The sequence below is a fragment of the Acinetobacter sp. FDAARGOS_558 genome (assembly GCF_003937785.1).
GTDB lineage: Bacteria > Pseudomonadota > Gammaproteobacteria > Pseudomonadales > Moraxellaceae > Acinetobacter > Acinetobacter baumannii.
The window spans coordinates 994991-1011367 of the sequence record NZ_RKJH01000001.1 but is presented as its reverse complement, the minus strand read 5'-3'; the positions used below and the strand labels follow the sequence as shown (position 1 = coordinate 1011367).

At 38.2% G+C, this 16377-nt stretch carries 21 protein-coding genes; 13 read left to right on the top strand and 8 right to left on the bottom strand.

From position 1 onward, the window contains the following. Positions 1–79 precede the first annotated feature (79 nt). Both EGT34_RS04910 and EGT34_RS04905 read left to right on the top strand, forming a co-directional pair. Positions 80–463, top strand: coding sequence for a hypothetical protein (locus EGT34_RS04910; protein ID WP_000735997.1), 384 nt, complete (start codon positions 80–82; stop codon positions 461–463). A 171-nt stretch (positions 464–634) separates the two neighbouring features. Then, on the top strand, positions 635–2095 hold the full coding sequence (locus EGT34_RS04905) for an aminoacyl-histidine dipeptidase (RefSeq protein WP_000195368.1): 1461 nt from the start codon (positions 635–637) through the stop codon (positions 2093–2095). A gap of 93 nt (positions 2096–2188) precedes the next feature. On the opposite strand, the gene EGT34_RS04900 is transcribed toward EGT34_RS04905, so the two are convergent. Together EGT34_RS04900 and EGT34_RS04895 are read right to left on the bottom strand one after the other, a co-directional pair. Next, positions 2189–3145 (bottom strand): ribonuclease Z, encoded by a 957-nt coding sequence (locus EGT34_RS04900; RefSeq protein WP_000902241.1) that lies wholly within the window; start codon positions 3143–3145, stop codon positions 2189–2191. A gap of 198 nt (positions 3146–3343) precedes the next feature. Continuing rightward, positions 3344–3976 carry an alpha/beta hydrolase gene (locus tag EGT34_RS04895; protein WP_000003115.1) on the bottom strand — a complete coding sequence of 211 codons (633 nt, stop codon included), beginning with the start codon at positions 3974–3976 and terminating at the stop codon, positions 3344–3346. 126 nt (positions 3977–4102) lie between these two features. Here EGT34_RS04895 and yaaA point away from each other — a divergent pair, with 126 nt between their 5' ends. Both yaaA and EGT34_RS04885 read left to right on the top strand, forming a co-directional pair. Then, positions 4103–4876, top strand: a complete 774-nt coding sequence (yaaA, locus tag EGT34_RS04890) for a peroxide stress protein YaaA (protein ID WP_000880411.1) — start codon at positions 4103–4105, stop codon at positions 4874–4876. Positions 4877–4895: 19 nt separating this feature from the next. Then, a complete protein-coding gene (locus EGT34_RS04885; RefSeq protein ID WP_000928997.1) occupies positions 4896–5519 on the top strand; it encodes a hypothetical protein in 624 nt (207 codons plus the stop codon). 136 nt (positions 5520–5655) lie between these two features. On the opposite strand, the gene EGT34_RS04880 is transcribed toward EGT34_RS04885, so the two are convergent. The 5 genes from EGT34_RS04880 to EGT34_RS04860 form a co-directional block, all read right to left on the bottom strand. Continuing rightward, on the bottom strand, positions 5656–6441 hold the full coding sequence (locus EGT34_RS04880; RefSeq protein WP_001154366.1) for a thiazole synthase: 786 nt from the start codon (positions 6439–6441) through the stop codon (positions 5656–5658). Between the two features lie 13 nt (positions 6442–6454). Further along, positions 6455–6652, bottom strand: a complete 198-nt coding sequence (gene thiS / locus EGT34_RS04875) for a sulfur carrier protein ThiS (RefSeq protein ID WP_001167820.1) — start codon at positions 6650–6652, stop codon at positions 6455–6457. 13 nt (positions 6653–6665) lie between these two features. Further along, positions 6666–7031 carry a DUF423 domain-containing protein gene (locus tag EGT34_RS04870; protein ID WP_000264715.1) on the bottom strand — a complete coding sequence of 122 codons (366 nt, stop codon included), beginning with the start codon at positions 7029–7031 and terminating at the stop codon, positions 6666–6668. Positions 7032–7142: 111 nt separating this feature from the next. Then, complete coding sequence (gene rpoH, locus EGT34_RS04865; protein WP_001285359.1) at positions 7143–8009, bottom strand: RNA polymerase sigma factor RpoH; 867 nt, start codon at positions 8007–8009, stop codon at positions 7143–7145. A 133-nt stretch (positions 8010–8142) separates the two neighbouring features. Then, a complete protein-coding gene (locus EGT34_RS04860; RefSeq protein WP_000108398.1) occupies positions 8143–8388 on the bottom strand; it encodes a sulfurtransferase TusA family protein in 246 nt (81 codons plus the stop codon). 374 nt (positions 8389–8762) lie between these two features. Between EGT34_RS04860 and EGT34_RS04855 the strand changes: the two genes are divergently transcribed. Together EGT34_RS04855 and rhlB are read left to right on the top strand one after the other, a co-directional pair. Beyond that, entirely contained in the window at positions 8763–8975 is a 213-nt protein-coding gene (locus tag EGT34_RS04855) for a cold-shock protein (protein ID WP_000126912.1), read from the top strand. Positions 8976–9078: 103 nt separating this feature from the next. Further along, positions 9079–10230 carry an ATP-dependent RNA helicase RhlB gene (gene rhlB / locus EGT34_RS04850; protein ID WP_000200418.1) on the top strand — a complete coding sequence of 384 codons (1152 nt, stop codon included), beginning with the start codon at positions 9079–9081 and terminating at the stop codon, positions 10228–10230. A 37-nt stretch (positions 10231–10267) separates the two neighbouring features. On the opposite strand, the gene EGT34_RS04845 is transcribed toward rhlB, so the two are convergent. Next, positions 10268–10648: a hypothetical protein gene (locus EGT34_RS04845; RefSeq protein ID WP_000720482.1), complete on the bottom strand. Its 381-nt coding sequence runs from the start codon at positions 10646–10648 to the stop codon at positions 10268–10270. Between the two features lie 203 nt (positions 10649–10851). Here EGT34_RS04845 and EGT34_RS04840 point away from each other — a divergent pair, with 203 nt between their 5' ends. From EGT34_RS04840 to EGT34_RS04810, 7 genes are all read left to right on the top strand, one after another. Next, the gene (locus EGT34_RS04840; protein WP_000132180.1) at positions 10852–11427 is read left to right on the top strand and encodes a nitroreductase; all 576 of its coding nucleotides are present in this window, start codon (positions 10852–10854) and stop codon (positions 11425–11427) included. Positions 11428–11460: 33 nt separating this feature from the next. Next, on the top strand, positions 11461–12534 hold the full coding sequence (locus tag EGT34_RS04835) for an NAD(P)H-dependent glycerol-3-phosphate dehydrogenase (RefSeq protein ID WP_000807316.1): 1074 nt from the start codon (positions 11461–11463) through the stop codon (positions 12532–12534). A gap of 56 nt (positions 12535–12590) precedes the next feature. After that, on the top strand, positions 12591–13046 hold the full coding sequence (locus EGT34_RS04830) for a SixA phosphatase family protein (RefSeq protein ID WP_001177595.1): 456 nt from the start codon (positions 12591–12593) through the stop codon (positions 13044–13046). A gap of 22 nt (positions 13047–13068) precedes the next feature. Continuing rightward, positions 13069–14208: a type II secretion system protein GspL gene (gspL, locus tag EGT34_RS04825; RefSeq protein WP_001985386.1), complete on the top strand. Its 1140-nt coding sequence runs from the start codon at positions 13069–13071 to the stop codon at positions 14206–14208. Further along, positions 14208–14687, top strand: a complete 480-nt coding sequence (gene gspM / locus EGT34_RS04820; protein ID WP_000783000.1) for a type II secretion system protein GspM — start codon at positions 14208–14210, stop codon at positions 14685–14687. Before gspL ends, gspM begins: the two co-directional genes overlap by 1 nt. An 89-nt stretch (positions 14688–14776) precedes the next feature. After that, positions 14777–15781 carry a quinone-dependent dihydroorotate dehydrogenase gene (locus EGT34_RS04815; protein WP_000966987.1) on the top strand — a complete coding sequence of 335 codons (1005 nt, stop codon included), beginning with the start codon at positions 14777–14779 and terminating at the stop codon, positions 15779–15781. 6 nt (positions 15782–15787) lie between these two features. After that, the gene (locus EGT34_RS04810) at positions 15788–16375 is read left to right on the top strand and encodes a CvpA family protein (RefSeq protein WP_001091966.1); all 588 of its coding nucleotides are present in this window, start codon (positions 15788–15790) and stop codon (positions 16373–16375) included. Positions 16376–16377 lie beyond the last annotated feature (2 nt).

Genomic DNA, 16377 nt, shown 5'->3' with positions numbered 1-16377 from the left:
CAGCGAGCTAAAGGCTTGGCTGCTGTTTGTTTATTGCTTATGCTAAGTGCAGATAATGATAAAAGTGTTAGGACAAAGGATGAAAAAATTACAATTTATTGCCAGTTGCCCACAACATGGGGTGCTTGATCATCCACCAAATGAATGCCATATCACTCAAGAATATGTAGCGGCTTTACTGTTTAAACAATTGGGGAATTATGGTTTTGATGCACAGCATATTGTGCATGAACATGAAAAGGTGGAAGTAAGTATTGATAATCACCTTTTACCATTGTCTATTACTTGCCAGCAAACAGACCATGATGGGCATTTAATGTGTGAAATCTCTGCCAATCCTGATGAAGAACAAGACTGGTTTGAGAAAATCGAAACACAAAGTATTATTCGTCAGCTTGCACAGGCTGTTGAAAATAGCTTGAAAGCCGATCATAGCTTTTCAGCATTTGAGTGGAAAAGCTAAACATATTATTGTTAAGACTTATTTGTGAAGTACGGCTTTTTAGAAAAGTCGTACAATTTCTTTAAATTAAATATAAAAATACAAAATCTTTCCCGAAATTGCTACCTATCTTTAATGCTTTGTGTATATTGAAATTATTAAGATATTTACATAATTAGAGTGTAGTTTTTCATGACACAAGTTGATATTGCAGCATTATCTCCTCAAGTCGTTTGGCAGCATTTTCAAACACTTTGTACTATTCCTCGTCCGTCAAAGCATGAACAGCAGCTTCGTGAGTTTTTAGAAAACTGGGCCGAAAGTCGGAATTTAGAAACTTATGTAGATGAAGTAGGAAACTTGATTATCCGTAAAAATGCGACTCTGGGTAAAGAACATGTGCCTGGAGTTATTCTTCAGGGCCATTTAGATATGGTTACACAAGCCAATACTGGTACGGTACATGACTTCTTTAAAGACCCGATTCGTCCAGTTCTTGAGGATGGCTGGTTAATTGCCAAAGACACTACTTTAGGTGCTGATAATGGTATTGGGGTGGCTTTGGCATTAGCTGTTTTAGATTCAAATGATATTGCTCATGGCCCAATAGAAGTTCTCTTAACAGTCGATGAAGAAGCAGGGATGAGTGGTGCGCGGCTATTACAGGCGGGTGTACTAAAAGGAAAATGGCTATTTAATATTGATACGGAAGAGTGGGGTGAGTTGTATTTAGGGTGTGCTGGTAGTATTGATGTTGAGGTAGAGCAGCCGCTTAATTATGAGCCAATCCCTGAAAATTTGAATATTGTGAATATTCAGGTGACTGGTCTTAAAGGTGGTCACTCTGGCGTAGATATTCATTTAGGACGTGGCAATGCCAACGTTATTTTGGCTCGCTTTTTAAATCAACATTTAGCCTCACTGGGTGGGCATCTTGTTGAGTTTACAGGTGGTACGGCCCGTAATGCTTTACCGCGAGAAGCAGTGGCAACTATTGCAATTTCGCCTAATCAGTTATCAAGTCTAGAAAAGTTACTTGCTGAATATCAAGCGGCATGGAAAGAACAGCTAAAGGGTATTGATGACAACTTGCAATTAAGTATTCAATCCACTGGTGCTAAAGTGACCGAAGTGATTAATCAACAACAGCAAAATGAATGGTTGCAAGCTTTAGCAACAAGTCCTTATGGCGTTGCAAGTATGAGTCAGGTTCTATCAGATGTAGTTGAAACCTCAAATAACATTGGGGTGGTGAGACTAAATCGAGAAGGTGGAAAAGCTGTCTTAATGGTTCGTTCAATGGTGAACCAAGAAGCTCAAGATTTTGCCGAAAAAATTCAGGCCCATTTTAGCCAATTTAATATCGGCTCTACACTTACGCCGTTAGTGTCGGGTTGGACACCAAATCCAGATTCGGCTGCTCTAAAGTGCTTACAACAAGCTTATCAAAATGCATTTAATATTGAGCCAAATCTAAAAGTAATTCATGCAGGCTTAGAATGTGGGATTATTGCTGAACATTACCCACATTTACAGATGGTTTCGTTTGGACCGGATATTCAGGGGGCACATGCACCGGGTGAACGAGTCAAAGTTGATACTGTAGAGAAATGCTGGAAGCTACTGATAACCGCTTTGGCATCTGTAGAGTAATTTTTTAAGAGATAAGAAGCTCAATTATGAGCTTCTTAAACTTTTATATGGAAATGATATGTAGCTAATTCGATCTCACAACAAATATAATTTTTACTCGATTTTTAAAAGTTGTCCTGTTTCATTTAAAGTAAATTCATCAAAATCATTCGCTAAATAAAAATGACCTTTATAAAACTGGCGAACTTCTTCGGTAATAGCTTGCTGCCCAGTTTTATCCTGATGTCTAGGGCTAAAGTGTGTCAGAATTAAATTGTCTAGAGATTGCTGCTCAGCAAATTCAGCCACCATTTTTGCTGAGCTGTGCATTGGTCCTTTACCTACTTTATCTAAGACTGTTTGCAAATAAGTTGCTTCATGAATAAGTAATTGAGCATCCTTACAAGCATCGGCTAATAATTCTGGCCGATCATTATCACCACCTATAATTGCATGAATCTGCTGATTTTGAATTTTGATAAAGTCTTGAGATTTTAAAATTTGCCCTTCAAACTCTACATCGTAGCCTCGTTTTAAATGCCCCCAAATATCGCCTTTAGGTATGCCAAGCTGAGTTAAAGCTTGAATATCTATCTTCTTCTGGGTGGATTTTATATAAATACTAAATGCAAAACTCGGAACACGATGACTTAGTGGATGTGCTTGAATAAAGAGTTCATCGGTGAGCTGCTGTGGCCGAGTTGCTTCATTAACATCAATAAATTTTATTGAATAAGGCAAATGTAAGTCTGTAAGTTGAGCAGTGATTTCAAACCATTGTTGAATTTCTTTGGGCGCAATCACGATTAGGGGTTTGTTACGAGCATTCATGCCTGCACTTGCCAGTAAACCAACTAGGCCATAACAATGATCGCCGTGAACGTGTGTAATACAAATGGCAATTAAGTTTTGTAGTGAGAGTCTAGCTTGCTGAATACGATGCTGTGTACCTTCACCAGTATCAACTAAAATCCAGTCCTTATTTTTACTGTTACGAACAGCTAATCCTGAAACATTGCGTGAAAGCGTGGGTACACCTGATGATGTGCCTAAAAAGGTAAAATGAAGCATATTCTTGGAATTTTTTAGTCAAATGCGTAATTTTTATATTATAGACACTTATTAAAATTTTATAAAAATTATGGTGCATGGTAGCGACCGAGTAAAAAAATATTTAGCGCGTTTTGGATTGAGTTGGAATAATTTTCAATAATGACATGGCTTAAAAATGATGGGCATAGACTCAATCTATGCCCATCAGGTTACCGTTTATTTCATAATAATAAAACGTGTAATGATTTGGCGAAGCTGTTTTAAATAACCTGTAAAGAAGTGGTTAGCGCCCGGTAAAATCGTGATTGGATGCTTTTGTGGTTTTGCCCACTCAATTGCATCTGAAAGTAAGGTGATATCATCTTGCTCACCATGAATGAGTAGAATGTCGCCTTGAATTTCAGGAGTTTTATAGTGACGTAAGCCCACAACAGTAGCTGTTGGTAAACCACATAAAATTAACTGTACTGGCTGTAATTCAGGGCTAAGCTGCGCATGACATTTTGCTAAAACATGTGAGCCAAAACTAAAGCCACCTGCATAAAATGGCAAACCTGCATGAAGCTTACGAACATGCTCAATCACAGCTAAAATATCTTCAGTTTCTCCATGACCTTCATCATGAACACCTTCACTGCCGCCTAAACCACGGAAACTAGGACGGTAAACAATACAGCCATATTCATTAAAGATTTGGGTTAAAAGAGCAGGGACTTTATGTTGAGGAGTTCCACCTTGTAATGGGTGAGGGTGACAAACAACTGCAAAGCCTTTGATTTCACCTTCAGGGCGGTCAACAAAAAGTTCAATTTTACCTACTGGACCCTGGATGAAAATTTGCTCAGACATAGAAGAACCGCTAAATAACAATACGTAAGTGCTATTTTACCGATAGTCGTCATTGAAAACACGAGTTAGCATTAAAAAATATCTACTGTTATAGTTGGCATTAATAATAATTTTTTCAGGTTGTCTATGCTTGCTTTAATTTCTCCTGCAAAAACTTTAGATTATGAAACAGCGTTACCTACAGATGAGTTTACTCAGCCGCGCTTGTTAGAAAACTCAGCACAATTAATTGATGTTTGTCGCAAACTTTCTGCTTCGGAAATTGCGAGTCTAATGAGTGTCAGTGAAAAAATTGCCACACTTAATGCTGATCGTTTTAGAGACTGGAAGCCAGAATTTGATTTTTCAAATGCCCGTCAGGCAATTTATGCATTTAAAGGAGATGTTTATACTGGTTTAGATGCTTATCACTTAAAAGATAAAGATATTGATTTTGCTCAGCAGCATTTGCGTATGCTCTCTGGTTTATATGGTTTATTGCGTCCTTTAGATTTAATGATGCCTTATCGTTTAGAGATGGGTACTAAATTAAAAAATACGCGCGGTCACAATTTGTATGAATTTTGGGATGATATTATCACCAATCAGATTAATGAAGACTTGGCAGCAATTAAATCTGAATTGCTGGTAAATCTGGCTTCAGATGAATATTACAAATCTGTCAATGAAAAGAAAATTAAGGCTGAAATTGTGAAGCCTGTTTTCCTTGACCAGAAAAATGGCAAATATAAAGTCATTAGTTTCTATGCGAAAAAAGCACGTGGTTTAATGGCTCGTTTTATTATTGAAAACCAATTAAATAAAGCTGAGGATCTTAAAGCTTTTAATACTGAAGGTTACTACTTTGATGCTGATAACTCATCGGCAAAAGAGTTGGTGTTTAAACGTGATGAGCAATAATCCTAAGCGTGGTTAATAAATGCTGATGCAGCTTTACTTATTAAAACTGGAACTTTTTTGGTTTGAACTGCATCAGCATTATCATTTTTCTGAACCGCAGAAAATTTTAAATGAACTTATTGCTGCTTATAGTGAAAAGCAGCGAGCCTACCACACCGTACAACATTTATATGAATGTTTGAGTTTAATTGAGACGATTCAGTCCGAATTAAATGATCCATATGCTGTTGCATTGGCTCTCTGGTTCCATGATGTAGTCTACGAACCTCAAGCGCTAGATAATGAACTTAAAAGTGCCGAGTTATTTGAGCAATTAATGGCTCAAGATTTACAGCTCGATACAATGCAGAAAATAAAGCGTTGGATTCTTGCGACTCAAAAGCATGCACCAACCGGTGAAACAGATTTGCAATTTTTGTTAGATATCGATTTAGCTATTTTGGCAGCAACACCTGAACGTTTTATCCAGTATGAACAGCAAATTCAGCAGGAGTATTCTTGGGTTGATTCAGAAGTATATTCAATTAAGCGAAAAGAAGTTTTAATGAATTTTTATCAGTCTGAGCCGCTTTATCAAACTGCATATTTCCAAAAGAATTTTGAGTTAAACGCCAAGCAAAATTTAAAGAAAATATTGCAATAGCCTAAGCTGAATATAAAATTTAGATCTGTTGATTGAATAAAGTGATATAGATTTTTAATCTTTTTTGAAAAGTGAAAATGGTTACATGAGAGGAGAGAGGAACCACTGAAAAAAACAGTGATTCCTTAGAAATAAATTATTTAAAGAAATAACCTGTTTCTGGTGAACTTGCATTTGCCATGCGTTTGCGTGGCATACGCCCAGCTAAAAATGCTTCACGTCCTGCTTCAACAGCTTTCTTCATTGCAGAAGCCATCAAAATAGGATTTTGAGCCGCTGCAATCGCTGTGTTCATCAATACGCCATCACAACCAAGTTCCATCGCAATAGCAGCGTCACTTGCTGTACCAACACCTGCATCTACTAAAACCGGTACTTTGGCATTTTCTTTAATAATTGAAATGGTATGCGGGTTTAAAATACCTAGGCCTGAACCAATCAAACTACCTAAAGGCATAATTGCAACACAGCCCATACTTTCAAGTTCTTGAGCAATGATTGGGTCGTCAGAGGTATAGACCATAATCTCAAAACCATCATCAATCAAAGTGCGAGCGGCTTTTAAAGTCTCGGTTACATTTGGATATAAGGTTTTTTCATCACCCAACACTTCAAGTTTTACTAGGTTATGACCATCCAGTAGCTCGCGCGCTAGCATACACGTGCGTACTGCGCTGTCAGCATCAAAACAACCTGCAGTATTTGGTAAGATTGTATATTTTTCTGGTGGAATGACAGAAAGTAAATTCGGTTGATCTGGATTTTGTCCAATATTCACACGGCGGATTGCGACAGTTACGATTTCTGCACCACTAGCTTGAATGGCTAAATCCGTTTCATTTAAGTCTTTATATTTCCCTGTTCCTACCAATAAACGAGATTGAAAAGAACGTGAACCAATAATGAGAGGGGTGTCTTGCATGGATAACTCCGACTTAGCCGCCGCCAACAGCGTGAATAATTTCGATACGGTCATGTTGAGCAATCGTAATTTGCTCTAATTTGCTTTTAGGCACGATTTGCTGATTGTGTTCAACAGCAAAACGTTTTCCTTCAAGCGCCAGTTCCTGAATGAGTTGCAACAGGTTTTGGCTAGGCGTGTCCGTTAATTCGCCATTTAAATAAATTTGCATGATCACATTCCGATTATTTTGCGTATTTGAAAGCATTCCAAGCCAAGATTAGCCATCCAGCAATCATCAAAGCTCCACCTATTGGCGTAATTGCGCCTAATATCCGCGGTAAACCCAATGCCATGATATAAAGCGAACCACAAAAGAACAGAATGCCAATCTGAATAAGCAAGAAAGATAACTTGATTGGGAAATGAGGAAGAACCTTGCTTAAAATACCAAGCGCTAACAATCCAAGCGCATGATAAAAAAAGTAGTCGGTTGCAGTCTGCCACCAAGCAAGTTGTTCAGGGCTCGCGTGAGCTTTAAGACCATGTGCTCCAAAAGCACCCAACATGACTGCGAAAGCAAGATTAAGGGCTGAAATGGCAATCCACATAACAAAAAACGCAACTGAATAATGAAAGGCAACGTTACCATAGAATAGGTTGGCTAAACATAGCCAGATAAAACAAAAGGGCTTATCGCCCTTTTATTTTTTTCATTTTCTTTAGCTTGCAGACATTGCGACTTTAATTTTTTCCATCGCATTCTTTTCAAGCTGACGAATACGTTCGGCAGAAACATTATATTCAGCAGCAAGCTCATGGAGGGTAGATTTATCGTCATCTAACCAACGGCGCTGCAAAATATTACGTGAACGGTCATCTAGCTGGTTCATTGCGTCATGCAAAGCAGATGTACTTTGTTCTTCCCAATCCTCATTTTCTACTAAACGAGCAGGGTCATAACGATTATCTTCAAGATATAACACAGGCGCAGTGTGCGGAGTGTCATCATCGTCATCGCCTTGAGCTTCAAAAGCAGCATCATATGCTGTTAAACGACCTTCCATTTCCAAAACTTGTTCTGGAGTAACATTTAAGTCGTTTGCAATAGACTGCGCTTCTTCTAATGTGAGCTTTTTACTCGATTTTTTTAAGCTGCGTAAATTGAAGAAAAGTTTACGCTGAGCTTTGGTTGTTGCAATTTTTACAATACGCCAGTTACGAATAACATATTCGTGGATTTCTGCCTTAATCCAGTGGACGGCAAAAGATACAAGACGTACGCCCATATTTGGGTCAAAACGTTTTACGGCTTTCATTAAGCCTAAGTTACCTTCTTGAATAAGGTCACCTTGAGGTAGGCCATAACCTGCATAGCTGCGCGCAATGTGAACGACGAAGCGTAAATGCGACATTACCAGCATTTTTGCGGCATCAAGATCTTGGTCATAATAATAACGCTCAGCAAGCTCTTTTTCTTGCTCAGCCGTTAAAATAGGAATCTGATTGACAGTACTGATATATGCACCAAGGTTTACACCAGGCGCAGACAATGACAGGGGCATCAATTGATTGCTGCTGTCACTCATGAGTTCTCCTTATAGGATAGGATGGATTAACCAATAAGTTCATCTTAATTTGAATCGGCTTCATAATTAAGGAAAATTGGGTATAGAAATGTAAAATTTTATGCAGTTTCTAATCTTTTAGTTTAGCAAAGAATTATTGAGTTTCAATTAAATAGTGAAATTCTCTTTCTGAAATCTGCATGGTTTGACACGTAAAATGATGTAATTGGCAATAACGTGTTACATCAATTTCACTATGCGGGTCAGATGATTTTAATAAGAATAGTTGTTTTCCCGATAATTTTTTAAGTTCACGTTTCAACATTAATAATGGCATTGGACAAGGTTGGCCAAGGGCATTAATTTCAATAGGCGTCGTAGCGGAAGAAGTAGTGCTCATTCATCATCAAAACAACTAAAAAAATTATTTTAACAAATTTTTGTAAACACTACATAACTTTATATAAAGAACAACTAATCAATACTGATAAAAATTATTGTAATAAGCTGTTTAAAAAAACAGCTAAAAATAGGGGAAATAAATGAAAAAAATTCTATTAATTGTCATAAACCCGTGTTAAGCTCGAACCGTTTTAGGAATTACCACACAGTTAAATTGTTTTAATAACCCTATAACAAATGGATGTAACCGGAAATTGTTGATAGTTTTACAGAATGATTACAAGCTTTAAGATTATAAAAATTTTAAAACCTTGTTTGCTCTGCTGTTTGCAACACCGGAAGGTCCTTTTTTCATCATCTGAGGATTGACTTATGACAGCTCGTGAACAAGGCGTAGTAAAGTGGTTTAATGACACTAAAGGCTTTGGTTTTATTCAACGTAACGGCGGCGACGATGTATTCGTTCACTTCCGTGCAATCGTAGGTGACGGTCACCGTTCTCTACGTGACGGTCAACGTGTAGAATTTAGCGTTGTACAAGGTCAAAAAGGTTTTCAAGCTGAAAACGTTCAGCCTTTAGACTAATTCATCTTTTTGATGAATCATGGACGCTCCAATTTTTGAATTGGGGCGTTTTTGTTTATAATGATCTTCTCATTCGAGAGATTGTTTGTTAGAGCGCGTATTTATGACATCTGGTTTTGAAACCTTGAATTTACATCCGCAACTTAAAAAGGCGATTGATGCTTTAGGGTTTACTCAAATGACCCCAATTCAGCAAAAGGTTTTAAAATATACATTAGCCGGGCATGATGCAATTGGGCGAGCACAGACAGGAACAGGTAAGACTGCTGCCTTTCTGATTAGTGTAATTAATGATTTGCTCAATAATCCGGTTCAGGAGCAACGCTTCCGTGGTGAGCCCCGTGCTTTAATCTTAGCACCTACTCGTGAGTTGGCATTGCAGATTGAAAGTGATGCAAAATCTCTCACAAAATTTTCTAATTTACACCTAGTGACCCTATTAGGTGGCGTTGATTTCGATAAGCAGAAGAAGCAACTTGATGCTAATTTTGTCGATATCATGGTTGCCACACCAGGGCGTTTAATTGATTTTGTAGAACAAAAAGAAGTTTGGCTCGATCAAATTGAATTTTTAGTGATTGATGAAGCTGACCGTTTATTGGATATGGGCTTTATTCCTTCGGTAAAACGTATTGTGCGTTATTCACCACGTAAGGAACAACGACAAACCTTAATGTTCTCTGCAACATTTAGTTATGATGTCTTGAACTTGGCAAGACAGTGGTTATTTGAACCAGTAACTGTTGAAATTGAACCTGAACAAAAGACCAATAATGATGTCGAACAACGTGTTTACGTTGTGGCTAAACAGGATAAATATCGTCTTTTACAAGATATTTTACGTGAAGAGCCAATTGATAAAGTTATGATCTTTGCCAATCGCCGTGATCAGGTACGTCGTCTTTACGACCATTTGAAAAAAGATGGATACAAAGTGGGGATGCTATCTGGTGAAATTGCTCAAGATAAACGTTTAAAAATGTTGGAGCAGTTTAAGCAAGGCAAGCATAACATCATGATCGCAACCGATGTTGCTGGTCGTGGTATTCATGTAGACGGCGTATCACATGTAGTGAATTTTACATTGCCTGAGCAGTCTGATGATTATGTCCATCGTATTGGTCGTACAGGTCGTGCAGGGGCACAAGGGGTAAGTATTAGTTTCTTATCTGAAGATGATGCTTTCTATTTACCCGAAATTGAAAAAGCAATTGGTAAGAAATTGCCTCTAACCCGACTAGATGGTTATTGCTAATAAAAAATCCCAATCATTTGATTGGGATTTTTTTTGATTAATTTATTTTACAATAGAAGGTAAGCGTTGTTTGATAGTCATCATCTTTTGCTAAAGATGCATTTTTACCCGTTAAAGTACCGATGACACCCGCAGCAGCTTCTACCATTTGACCAGTCTTTTCACTTACCACATCTTTTAAAACTCCATGGTAAGACGTTTTTTCATCAACAATAACTGGCGTTGTGCTCTTAGAGCATGTTTTTTGTGCCGCAGTAACCGCATTATTCTTTGCAATTAAATTGGTTTTGCCAATTCCAGTCACTTCAAACTGATTATTTTCTTTTTGAATCGCTAAAGTGTTTTTAGGCGTGGTTGCACAAGCACCTAGTAATAAAACAACACCGCTCATTGCGCTCGCTAAAATTATTTTTTTCATAATGCACCTAAGTTAATCACCAAAAGATAGGGTTATTTGAACATAAGTTTTCTAATTGATTTTGAAGACGTTGTATGAGTTTTGATGTTTTGTATTAAAAAATGTCAAACTATGAATTCACTAAGTTTATAAGCTAGATTCAATGGTGGATTAACGGTAGATTATGCTAATCTATTTCGAATTTTTGAGTTAGATTAATATTAATGACGGATTCAGCAATACAAATAATTCACCAAAATATTCATCAGCGTCAGTCTATTGGCCAATTAGTTGAGCCAGCCCCAAATACAGATCAGTTAGAGTTGGCTTTTCAGGCAGCTTTAACAGCTCCAGATCATCATAGACTTAAGCCAACGCGTTTTGTAATTGTGTCAGGTGACCAACGTGCTGCTTTTGGTGAAGTTCTGGCAAAAGCATTGGTCGATTTGGGTGAGTCTGATCCTGCACAGCTTGAACGAGTGAAGCAACATCCTTTTCGAGCTCCGCTACTTATTTTAGCTCTTACGCAATTACAAGATCATCCGAAAGTTCCACACTTCGAACAAATTTTGAGTACAGGCGCAGCAGTACAAAATCTTTTGTTATCTTTACAAGCTCAAGGGTTCTCGACCATGTGGCGTAGTGGTGCCGTTGTCGAATCAAACTGGTTAAAACAGCATTTAGGTCTGCAACCGCATGATTTGATTTCAGGTATTATTTATGTCGGCACAGCAGCTAAAGCAATTGCTCCACGTGCAGATATTGATAGTAAAGAATTCGTAAAAGTTTGGCAGGCTTAACGTCTGTAAAAGTAAGAAATAGGATAATAAAGCATGGCTGAATTTAAGTTTACAGATTTGGTGGAACCTGTTGCGGTCGATAAAAAAACGGCATTACGTATTACCGTTTTAGGGGGCGGTAGCTTTGGTACGGCCATGGCAAATTTAGCTGCTCGTAATGGCTGCGATACCATGATCTGGATTCGTGATGCCGAAACAGCAGAAGAAATTAATAAAACCCATATTAATAAACGTTATTTACCAGACTTCACTTTAGAATCTTCATTACGTGCAGTTTCTGATCTTGAGCAAGCGGTATGTGATCGAGATATTATTTTAGTTGCAATTCCAAGCCACTCATTCCGTGACGTTTTAAAACAAATAGCGCCTTATATTACTGCACAAGCTGTGGTGTCTTTAACCAAAGGTGTTGAAGCTAAAACATTTAGCTTCATGAGTGATATTATTCGTGAAGAATTACCAGAAGTTCCGTATGGTGTGTTGTCAGGACCAAATCTTGCTAAAGAAATTATGGCAGGTATGCCTTCTGGTACTGTAATTGCAAGTGATTCTGAACTCGTCCGTTATGCCGTACAACATGCACTTCATAGTGCGTTATTCCGCGTTTTTGGTAGCGATGATGTGCATGGAGTTGAGTTAGGCGGTGCGCTTAAGAATATTTATGCCGTTGCTATGGGAATTGGAGCAGCATATAAAATTGGTGAAAATACCAAGAGTATGATTTTAACGCGTGCTTTGGCTGAAATGAGCCGTTTCGCGGTAAAACAAGGTGCAAACCCACTTACGTTCTTAGGTTTATCTGGAGTAGGTGATTTATTTGCGACTTGTAATAGTCCATTAAGCCGTAATTATCAAATTGGTTATGCGCTAGGTTCTGGTAAAACGCTTGAACAAGCGAGTAAAGAATTAGGTCAAACTGCAGAAGGTATTAACACGATTGTTCAGGTGCGTGGCAAGGCACAAGAACTAGACGTATATATGCCAATTACCAATGCTTTATATGAGGTCATTTTTGAAGGCGCTCCACCATTAAATATTGCACTTTCTCTTATGAAAAATGGACACCGTAGTGATGTTGAGTTTGTTTTACCTCATCATGAAGTCTGACGAATAAATGTCATAAATTGTGGTTATAATGCAGGAATTGTTTACAAGGAAATTTTATGCAACTGACATTAGTTCGTCATGGGGAAGCCGCTCCGCCAGTAAATGGTAATGATATTAAACGTCCCCTTACTGCGCGTGGACATGCACAGGCCGAGCAAACGGCAACCTTTTTAAAAGATATTGTAAAACCAGATATTTTTGTTGTTAGTCCTTTGCTGCGTGCTCAGGAAACGTTGGCGCATATCCAGACCTATTTTAAAGATGTGCCAGTGCTGTTATGCGACAAAATTAAGCCTGACGATGATGCAAAAGAAGCGATTGAATGGCTATCTCAAATTCCTTATGAGTCGATTGTGGTTGTTTGCCATATGAATGTGGTAGGGCATATTGCAGAGTTACTTACTCATGAAAATTTCAATCCATTTGCACTTGCTGAAGCTAGAATTTATGATCAAGCTGTTATTGCAAATGGTTTATCAACACAAAAAAATAGTTTTATACCCACAATATAATTAAAAAGGTTATTTAGCCCACATGCTGTACATATGGATGCCTGAAACCAATGGAGTTTGGCATTGGTCTAACGGAGAAAACTGGTTGCAGGCTGCAAGTCTCGATCAATTAATACAAGACTTGCAAATACATCAAGGAAAAGAAGCTACGGTCTTTTTTCCGAGTCGTCATGCTCAAATGCTTCAGCAAACGATGGCAAAGTCCCATTACAAACAGCTTGGCGCTGATGGGGTTAAATATCTACTTGAAGAGTTTGTGACTTTACCGATTGATCACATGAAAGTGGTTCACCATTTTCATGCGGATCAGTTAACTGTTTTGGGTGTTGCTCAGGGGATGGTAGAGACATGGCAACATTCTTTAGCTTTGTTACCAACCAAACTTGTAGCTTTGTTGCCAGATTTTCTAGTTTTACCTGAACCACAAGCTCAGCAAGTTATTCTGTGTAATATTGATCATCAGCTTTTGGTGCGTGAGAATAAGTGGTTAGGTAATTCCATTGATGACTTGGGGCTTTTTTTAGAGTTCCAGTCAGCCGAAACACATTATCAATATAGCGGTTTAACAGCAGAGCAACTAGAGAGCTTAGAAGCTGCCTCAAGCGCAGAGCAACGTTCTGAGTTTGTTTATCAATTTCAGCCCTTAGATAAAACTAAGCAGCATCCTTTTAATGTTTTGCCAAAATCAAAAGGGCAAGAGCGTACTTTTTCTAATTATTGGAAAGCTTGTGCCGCCGTTGTTCTAGCAATTATTGTCGTGCAGTTTAGCTATGATTTATTGCGTTGGGTAAAATTGAAAAAGGTGGCAGATCAGACTGCTGAACAGGCAATTGAGCAATATAAATATTGGTTTGGTCCATCTAGTCGTGTGACTGAACAAAATATTAAAGGACAATTCGAAAGTCATTTAAGAATGAGCCAGCAAGGTGATACCCAGGCACTTTCTCTGTTAAGCCGGGTTGGGCCTATTTTAATGCAAAGACAGATTTTAGCTCAGCAACTCAATTATGATGCTTCAATCTTAACAATGGCATTAAAAGCAAAATCAGCAGATGATTTGCAAGCTTTAACCCAACAACTTAATCAACAAGGTTTTAAAGCTGAGTTAGGTAATGTTCAAGCTGATGGTAGTGGTGCGATTGGGGTGGTGAAAATACAATAATGAAAATGTTAGCTCAGTTGCAAAACCGTTTTGATCAGTGGGTTGAACAAATTGTTCAATATTTGGATCGCTTAACTGTCCGTGAACGTATTATGGTGGTCTTTACTACTATTTTTGTTGTAGTCGTCATTGTTGGATATTCACTTTGGAAAATGCATTCCTTGGCAGAACAACAGCAAAAACGTTTAAATGATTTAAAAGATTTGATGGTGTGGATGCAGAGTAATGCAGTCACGATGAAGCCTGCCAATGAGCTTGAACTAGATAAGTCTGGAAAAATACAACGAGTAGCTCAGCAACAAGGTTTAACTGTATCTTCCCAGCAAAATGGAGAACAGTTACAAATTGTTGTAACACATCAGAATTATGCAATTTTGGCTAACTTTTTAACACAACTTGCACAGATGGGCTTAAGTATTCAAAAGATGGAAATGGTTTCTAGTGAAGGTCAGATTAAATTAACAGCGACAGTTCAATAACATATCAAAATATGCTTGTGTCAAGCATGGTGTTTTGTGCTGCCTGTGCCTATAATATGCGTACCTAAAATCAGTAGACTGTGATTGGTATGTTATATTCACTTGCTCGCCCGATGTTGTTTAGTTTAGCACCAGAGCGTGCCCATGAATTAACATTATCCATGCTTGATAAAGCGCATAAGCTAGGCATGATGCGCCAGACCGTAGAAGCAAAGCCAACTACATGTATGGGAATCGAATTTCCTAATCCGGTAGGGTTGGCAGCCGGTCTAGATAAAAATGGTGCTCATATTGATGCATTAGCTGGGTTGGGTTTCGGTTTCATTGAAATTGGTACAATTACACCTCGCCCACAATCTGGTAACCCAAAACCACGTTTATTCCGTATTCCTGAAGCTAAAGCTATTATTAACCGTATGGGTTTTAATAATGATGGCGTTGATAAGCTAATCGAGAATGTTAAAGCATCAAAATTTAGAGGCATTTTAGGGATTAATATTGGTAAAAATGCTGATACACCTGTCGAAAAAGCCGTTGATGATTATTTGATTTGTCTTGAGAAAGTTTATAACTACGCTTCATACATTACGGTTAATATTTCATCTCCAAATACTAAAAATTTGCGTAGTCTGCAAAGTGGTGATGCATTAACTGAATTATTGCAAACCTTAAAAGCACGTCAACTTGAATTGGCAGAGCAATATAATCATTATGTACCTTTAGTTCTTAAAGTCGCTCCAGACTTAACACCTGAAGATGTTGAATTTATTTCGGCACAATTATTAGATTTTAAAATTGATGGTCTTATTGTGACGAACACGACCTTATCGAGAGAAGGGGTAGAGAACCTGCCTTACGGTAATGAGTCAGGTGGTTTGTCGGGTGCACCTGTATTTGAAAAAAGTACGGAATGTTTACGTTTATTTGCTCAAACATTAAAAGGACAAATTCCTTTAATTGGTGTGGGCGGAATTTTGTCGGGTGAACAAGCTGCAGCGAAACAACAGGCTGGAGCAACGCTTGTACAAATTTATAGTGGTCTGATTTATACGGGACCAACGCTTGTGAAGCAATGTGTTGAAGCCATGACTTAATTGAACATGAACACCATTGATATCATCATTCTGATACTTTTGCTCATTGGGGGGCTAAACGGTTTGCGACAAGGATTTATAAAAGCCTTTGCGAACTTGGTAGGATGGATCTTTGCATTAATTATGGGTGCAAAATATGCTGTTCTTCTAGCTCCGTCAATGTCAGGTTTAAGTCAGGATCCGGTGGTTCAAAAGATCGCGGCTTTCGCTTTTATTGCACTTTTAATTATCGTTTTAACTTGGATCGTCACTGCATTTTTAAATGGCCTCTTGAAAAGTTTGAAGTTGGGGCCATTAAATCGTTTAGCAGGTGGTGCTTTTGGTTCGTTGAAAGGTTTATTGGTTGTTCTTATTACCATGCAGGGTGTTGGTCCTTGGGTAGAAAGTTCGCCTCATTGGAAACAATCCAAATTTATCCAGTTTTTATTGCCTTATGCACCTTTAGCGACAGAGCTTTCTAAAGATGCAGCAAGTGAGGCATTTCATCAGATAACATCTGGAGGCGGTGTAACGCGCACTTCTCCAAAACCAATGGACGAGTCGGAGGAAACAGAACTTCGACCTGACCATTCAACAAAGAATCCTTTTTATTAATT

Excerpts from the sequence above, each read along its gene's own strand:
- EGT34_RS04885 (WP_000928997.1), top strand. The coding sequence starts at position 4,896 with ATGCTGATGCAGCTTTACTTATTAAAACTGGAACTTTTTTGGTTTGAA.
- rpoH (WP_001285359.1), bottom strand. The coding sequence starts at position 8,009 with ATGAGTGACAGCAGCAATCAATTGATGCCCCTGTCATTGTCTGCGCCT.
- yaaA (WP_000880411.1), top strand. The coding sequence starts at position 4,103 with ATGCTTGCTTTAATTTCTCCTGCAAAAACTTTAGATTATGAAACAGCG.
- EGT34_RS04860 (WP_000108398.1), bottom strand. The coding sequence starts at position 8,388 with ATGAGCACTACTTCTTCCGCTACGACGCCTATTGAAATTAATGCCCTT.
- EGT34_RS04880 (WP_001154366.1), bottom strand. The coding sequence starts at position 6,441 with ATGCAAGACACCCCTCTCATTATTGGTTCACGTTCTTTTCAATCTCGT.
- EGT34_RS04905 (WP_000195368.1), top strand. The coding sequence starts at position 635 with ATGACACAAGTTGATATTGCAGCATTATCTCCTCAAGTCGTTTGGCAG.
- EGT34_RS04845 (WP_000720482.1), bottom strand. The coding sequence starts at position 10,648 with ATGAAAAAAATAATTTTAGCGAGCGCAATGAGCGGTGTTGTTTTATTA.
- EGT34_RS04815 (WP_000966987.1), top strand. The coding sequence starts at position 14,777 with ATGTTATATTCACTTGCTCGCCCGATGTTGTTTAGTTTAGCACCAGAG.
- gspL (WP_001985386.1), top strand. The coding sequence starts at position 13,069 with ATGCTGTACATATGGATGCCTGAAACCAATGGAGTTTGGCATTGGTCT.
- EGT34_RS04840 (WP_000132180.1), top strand. The coding sequence starts at position 10,852 with ATGACGGATTCAGCAATACAAATAATTCACCAAAATATTCATCAGCGT.
- gspM (WP_000783000.1), top strand. The coding sequence starts at position 14,208 with ATGAAAATGTTAGCTCAGTTGCAAAACCGTTTTGATCAGTGGGTTGAA.
- EGT34_RS04870 (WP_000264715.1), bottom strand. The coding sequence starts at position 7,031 with ATGTGGATTGCCATTTCAGCCCTTAATCTTGCTTTCGCAGTCATGTTG.
- EGT34_RS04910 (WP_000735997.1), top strand. The coding sequence starts at position 80 with ATGAAAAAATTACAATTTATTGCCAGTTGCCCACAACATGGGGTGCTT.
- EGT34_RS04900 (WP_000902241.1), bottom strand. The coding sequence starts at position 3,145 with ATGCTTCATTTTACCTTTTTAGGCACATCATCAGGTGTACCCACGCTT.
- EGT34_RS04855 (WP_000126912.1), top strand. The coding sequence starts at position 8,763 with ATGACAGCTCGTGAACAAGGCGTAGTAAAGTGGTTTAATGACACTAAA.
- rhlB (WP_000200418.1), top strand. The coding sequence starts at position 9,079 with ATGACATCTGGTTTTGAAACCTTGAATTTACATCCGCAACTTAAAAAG.
- EGT34_RS04810 (WP_001091966.1), top strand. The coding sequence starts at position 15,788 with ATGAACACCATTGATATCATCATTCTGATACTTTTGCTCATTGGGGGG.
- EGT34_RS04830 (WP_001177595.1), top strand. The coding sequence starts at position 12,591 with ATGCAACTGACATTAGTTCGTCATGGGGAAGCCGCTCCGCCAGTAAAT.
- EGT34_RS04895 (WP_000003115.1), bottom strand. The coding sequence starts at position 3,976 with ATGTCTGAGCAAATTTTCATCCAGGGTCCAGTAGGTAAAATTGAACTT.
- thiS (WP_001167820.1), bottom strand. The coding sequence starts at position 6,652 with ATGCAAATTTATTTAAATGGCGAATTAACGGACACGCCTAGCCAAAAC.
- EGT34_RS04835 (WP_000807316.1), top strand. The coding sequence starts at position 11,461 with ATGGCTGAATTTAAGTTTACAGATTTGGTGGAACCTGTTGCGGTCGAT.